This window comes from Rubellimicrobium rubrum (genome assembly GCF_006152115.1).
Taxonomy (GTDB): domain Bacteria; phylum Pseudomonadota; class Alphaproteobacteria; order Rhodobacterales; family Rhodobacteraceae; genus Rubellimicrobium; species Rubellimicrobium rubrum.
In genome coordinates this window covers 1-4,612 of record NZ_VDFU01000069.1, presented here as the reverse complement: position 1 = coordinate 4,612, position 4,612 = coordinate 1, and the positions used below count along the sequence as shown (strand labels likewise).

Genomic DNA, 4,612 nt, shown 5'->3' with positions numbered 1-4,612 from the left:
CACCGCGCCGCCGTCATCGACTTCGTTCGGGACGCCAGCAGCGGAGGCTGCGCCGCCGGTGTGCCACCCCACCATCTGGGCTTCCGCCTCGTCCGCACGGACTGACGGGAAACGCCCTGCGAGTTGCGCTGGGTCAAAGTTTGAGACTATCGGCGAGCGTATCACGGCAGCAGGACCAACACTCAAACATCCGCGCCCACGCGGGGAGACCCGGAGATAGACATGACCGCCATGACATTCGCCCTTGCTGGCGCCCTTCTACTCGCCAGCGCGGGCGCCACGCTCGCCCACATCACCCTCGAGGAACCCAAAGCGGCGGCGGGCAGCGCCTACAAGGCGGTCTTGCGTGTGGGCCATGGCTGCGAAGGCGCGGCCACCACGGCTGTTCGCGTGCAGATCCCCGACGGCGTCATTGACGCCAAACCCATGCCGAAGCCCGGCTGGACGATCGAGACCACGGTGGGCGCCTTTGCCGAGCCGGCTGAGCTCCACGGCGAAACCCTCACCGAAGGCGTGCGCGAGATCCGCTGGAGCGGCGGCGACCTGCCCGACGAATGGTACGACGAGTTCACCTTCCGTGGTCGCTTGACCGAGGCGCTCACGGGGCAGACCGTCTACTTCCCGGTGATCCAGGAATGCGGCGAGGCGGTCACCCGCTGGATCGAGATCCCCGCCGATGGCCAGGATCCCCACGATCTGGCGGAACCCGCCCCGGCCCTCACGGTCATCGCGCCCTCTACCCACTGATGAACAGTGTGCGTCTTTGCCGCGCCGGGGCCGAAGGAGCACAAGCGGCCCTCCGGCCTCTCCTTCTGGCGCTTGTCCTCCTTCACGGGCTGGCCGGGGTAGCGAACGCGCATGCAGTAATGACCTATACCGAGCCGACCGACAGCACCGTGCTGCCGGATTTGCCGGACGAGGTCGTAATCCACTTCAACGAGCCTGTGGCGTTGACCCGCGCCCAGGTGCTCGGGCCCGAGGGCGAGGACGTGCTGCCGCCTGAGAGGGCGGAAGCCCGGGAAGACGAGCTGCACCTGGACCTACCTGAGGAGTTGGACCAGGGCACCTATACCGTGAGCTACCATGTGGTTTCCTTGGACGGACATCCCATCGCAGGGTCGCTGGTCTTCAGTGTGGGCGCTGCGTCGCAGTCCAGCGGGGCGGTCGAGGACGGGACAGCCGGCTGGCGCTGGGCCTTCGTGGCCGCCCGCGTGGCGCTCTACCTCGCCCTGCTCGGCGCCGTGGGCGCCGTGGCCTACGGACATCTGGTCCGCTCCGGAACGAGAACCCAACACGAGATGCGTCGCGTGACTGCCACCGCAGCGATCCTGGGCGTAGGGGCAGCAGTGGTGGCCCTAGGGCTCCAGGGTTGCCTTCTGATGGGAGGGCCACCCGGGATCCTGATCCGGCCTGCGACCTGGGTGACGGGGCTCAGCTCGACCTTCGGCTGCGCCGCCCTTTGCGCCATGGCGGGGCTCGGGCTCGTCTGGGTGGGAAGTCAGCTTGCCTCCCGAACCGGTGACGGTCTGGTCATGCTCGGCGCGCTGGTGGCGCTGGCCAGCTTCGGTCTCTCAGGCCATGTGGTCACCGCCGGGCCGCGCGGGTGGACCACCCCGCTGCTTCTGATCCACGCCGCCCTGGCGGCCTTCTGGGTGGGCTCGCTCCTGCCCCTGTTGCGCGCGCTCGACGCGCCGGCGGGCGAGGCCGCGTCCGCTGTTCAGAGGTTCTCGGCCCTGGCGGTCGTTGCGGTGCCCGTGCTGATCCTGGTTGGCCTCGCGCTGACCTGGATCCAGGTACGCCAGCCCGAGGGGCTGGTCACGACCCCGTATGGGCTGGTGCTTCTCATCAAGGTCGGGCTGGTCGGTGCTCTGCTGGGTCTCGCCACTCTCAACCGGCTGATCCTCACCCCTGGCCTGACCCGCGGCGAGGCAGGGGCCGCGCGTCGGCTCGGGCGGTCGATCCAGGCGGAGGTCGGGGTGGCCGTGCTGATCCTGGCTGCAACGGCGGCCTTGGGGGCGACCTCGCCACCGCGCGCCTTGATGGCGCAAGCAGAGGCCTCCGACGCTCATGCCCATAAGGAGCACCGGCACACTCACGAGGAGCAGCGCCTGAGCCTCGCAGCCCAGAACTTCAGGGCCGAGCTCACCCTCGTTTCAGGCCAAGCCGGTCCGAAGGGCGCCAGCCTCTCGATCACCGATCACGCCGGGCAGCCGCTCGACGTGCCCGAGATCACGCTGCGCCTGTCGAACCCGGAGAAGGGCATTGCCCCGCTGGAGCGTCTGGCCGAGAGGCTGGAACCCGGCCAGTGGCGCATCGCAGAGCTTCCCCTGAGTCTTACGGGAACCTGGAGCATCGAGCTGGACGTCCTGATCTCGGATTTCGAGCGGCAGACGGCGCTCACAGAGCTGACGATCCGGTAGCGCCGGCAGGCCCAATCCCGTTCAGCCGGGGGCTCTGGACAGTGCGCCTTTGATCGTGACCTCGGCTGCCGACTTGAGGATGCCGGGGTCCACGGCCATCAGGCGCAGGGCACGAGCCACGACGCCGTGCTCCATGCCCGCGGTGATTGCCACGACATGTGCCCCGAGCAGCGGTCGGTGGTCCTTACGACTGGCCGCGAGCTCCTGCATGAGGGCTTGGCCGGATGGGGCTGGGTCGTAGATCCCCGCGGGGGCGGGCAAGGGGCGTCGCTCTGTCCCAGGCCTCGTCCCTCCTGTGAGGCGAATGCCGATGGAGTGCAAAGCGTCCTCGTACTGCCGGGCGATCGCCGGCCTCAGCGCAGCGGGATCCGCGCCGGCCTTCTCGAAGGCAAGCCGGGCGGTGCCGTCTTTCGGATCGAGCGCGGCCAGCAGGAATTGCTCCGCGCCGGGCTTGGTCTGCTGGTCGAGAAGGGCCTGTCTCTCGGCCTGCTCGCAGAGGGACCTGAGAGTGGCCATATCGTTGAGGCGTGCCTTGAGGCCGTTGAACACTGGAGGTCTCCCTAGATGGGGTCTTCGCCGGCAGATAGATGCGACAGTCGCTTGTGAGCGGCTTGCTTGGACACGCCGAGCGCCTGAGCGATCCTTGCCCATGACCATTGCTGCCTTAGGGCGGATCTGACCGCCCGCTGTTCAATGGCATCCGCGAGCCGGCGAAGGGCCACGACCGCCGCCAGGGCGGCCTCGGGATCCTCCGGGATGGACAGGTCGAATAGGTCGTTCATGCGTCAACGCATGCTGACAAAAGCGCTTATGTCAGCCTGTGTTGACGGTTGCAGCAACGATCGCGTCTCAGCGGCTCGGCTGCTTGCGGGTCATCTGGGGCAGCAAGAGCCAGGGCCCGACCTGGAGCGTGAAGGCCCCGAAGGCTCCTGTCCAGAGCGCGGCGGCCCAGGTCAGGCCCGAAAGGCCGAGGATCGTCGCCTCCGGCAGCCCCGCCCGCAGCGCCGTGGCGGCCACCAGGGTCACGAAGGCCGCCGTGAGCCAAGGGCCTGCGACGAGGTCGCGTCCGGTGTGCCCCATGGTGGCGCGCATCATGACCGCGAGCGTCATGCCCCCGATCGCGCCCACGCCGAGGAGGTGCAGGCCCGCCGCCAGCGGCAGCAGGTTCCATCCGGCGAGGCCGGTCGCCACGAGCCCGAGCGGCACGAAGCCGTAGGCCACGTGCAGCATGACGAGAAGGGGCGAGCGCCAGGTCGCCTGCCCACGCCAGCGCGACAGCCGCAGGGCCTGCAGCAGGCCCGCAAGAACCAGGCCCGTGCCCGTTGCTGCGCCCGGATGGCAGGACCAGGCCAGAAGGCTCAGCGCCCCGGCCCCCAGGCAGACGCCGTCGAAGCGGTTGACGGGCACCGGCATCCGCGCCGCTCCCTGCTTGGCAAGCCAGTTGCGCGTGAAGCTCGGGATGATGCGCCCGCCGATCAGGGTGATGAGGAACACGACCACCGCAAGGCCGAGCCGGCGGCCGATGTCGGAGGTGCCCGTTTGCATGGCTTCGACGTGGAAGACGACGTTCGCGGCCAGGAACACCAGGACCGGCCCCAGGACCATCAGGTTGCGCCAGTTCCGGCCCGCCACAATCTCGCGCAGGATCATTGCAGCCACGGCCAGGAGAAACGCGGCATCGACGGCCAGCACGCCCAGCGGGGCCAGTCCGAGAAGGCCCGCCACGGCGAGCCGCCCGAGGACCCAGACACCGGCCAGCGCCCCGAGCGGCCAGCCGCGCGTGGGCATCCGCCCCGTCCAGTTCGGGACGGCGGTGAACAGGAAGCCCGCGATCACCGCGCCGGTGTAGCCCCAGATCATCTCGTGGATGTGCCAGTCCGTCGCAATGAAGGGGCCGCCGAGGGTGAGCCGCCCGTGCCAGGCCAGGACCCACACGGGCACCACGGCCAAGGCGAACAACGCGGAAAGAAGAAAGAACGTCCGGAAGCCCATGCTGAGGAGAGCCGGTCCGGAATAGGATGCTCGATTGGACATGAGGATCACCATCATGAGACACGACAAAGGGCGGCAGGCCCGCGCCCGCCGCCCTTTCTTTGCCTTGGGCTGACGCTTACTGGACCTGGGCCAGGGCGTCTTGGAAGCGCTGTTTGGCCTTGCCGCGCAGGGCGGCGGCGGCGGCGGTGGCGGCCTCG

Annotated in this window: 5 protein-coding genes and 1 pseudogene; 3 read left to right on the top strand and 3 right to left on the bottom strand. The window is 69.0% G+C overall.

The genetic code is table 11. From position 1 onward, the window contains the following. The 3 genes and pseudogenes from FHG66_RS22530 to FHG66_RS21060 all read left to right on the top strand — a co-directional run. Positions 1-105, top strand: a pseudogene (locus FHG66_RS22530) (formylglycine-generating enzyme family protein); the annotation flags it as partial. 117 nt (positions 106-222) lie between these two features. After that, a complete protein-coding gene (locus FHG66_RS21065) occupies positions 223-747 on the top strand; it encodes a YcnI family protein (protein ID WP_139079109.1) in 525 nt (174 codons plus the stop codon). Between the two features lie 119 nt (positions 748-866). Beyond that, positions 867-2,420: a copper resistance CopC/CopD family protein gene (locus FHG66_RS21060; protein ID WP_176556391.1), complete on the top strand. Its 1,554-nt coding sequence runs from the start codon at positions 867-869 to the stop codon at positions 2,418-2,420. A 21-nt stretch (positions 2,421-2,441) separates the two neighbouring features. Here FHG66_RS21060 and FHG66_RS21055 read toward each other — a convergent pair whose 3' ends face one another. From FHG66_RS21055 to FHG66_RS21045, 3 genes are all read right to left on the bottom strand, one after another. Beyond that, the gene (locus tag FHG66_RS21055) at positions 2,442-2,969 is read right to left on the bottom strand and encodes a Clp protease N-terminal domain-containing protein (RefSeq protein ID WP_176556390.1); all 528 of its coding nucleotides are present in this window, start codon (positions 2,967-2,969) and stop codon (positions 2,442-2,444) included. A gap of 11 nt (positions 2,970-2,980) precedes the next feature. Continuing rightward, positions 2,981-3,202, bottom strand: a complete 222-nt coding sequence (locus FHG66_RS21050) for a helix-turn-helix domain-containing protein (protein ID WP_139079106.1) — start codon at positions 3,200-3,202, stop codon at positions 2,981-2,983. Between the two features lie 67 nt (positions 3,203-3,269). Then, complete coding sequence (locus tag FHG66_RS21045) at positions 3,270-4,454, bottom strand: NnrS family protein (protein ID WP_139079105.1); 1,185 nt, start codon at positions 4,452-4,454, stop codon at positions 3,270-3,272. Positions 4,455-4,612 lie beyond the last annotated feature (158 nt).

Excerpts from the sequence above, each read along its gene's own strand:
- FHG66_RS21050 (WP_139079106.1), bottom strand. The coding sequence starts at position 3,202 with ATGAACGACCTATTCGACCTGTCCATCCCGGAGGATCCCGAGGCCGCC.
- FHG66_RS21045 (WP_139079105.1), bottom strand. The coding sequence starts at position 4,454 with ATGTCCAATCGAGCATCCTATTCCGGACCGGCTCTCCTCAGCATGGGC.
- FHG66_RS21065 (WP_139079109.1), top strand. The coding sequence starts at position 223 with ATGACCGCCATGACATTCGCCCTTGCTGGCGCCCTTCTACTCGCCAGC.
- FHG66_RS21060 (WP_176556391.1), top strand. The coding sequence starts at position 867 with ATGACCTATACCGAGCCGACCGACAGCACCGTGCTGCCGGATTTGCCG.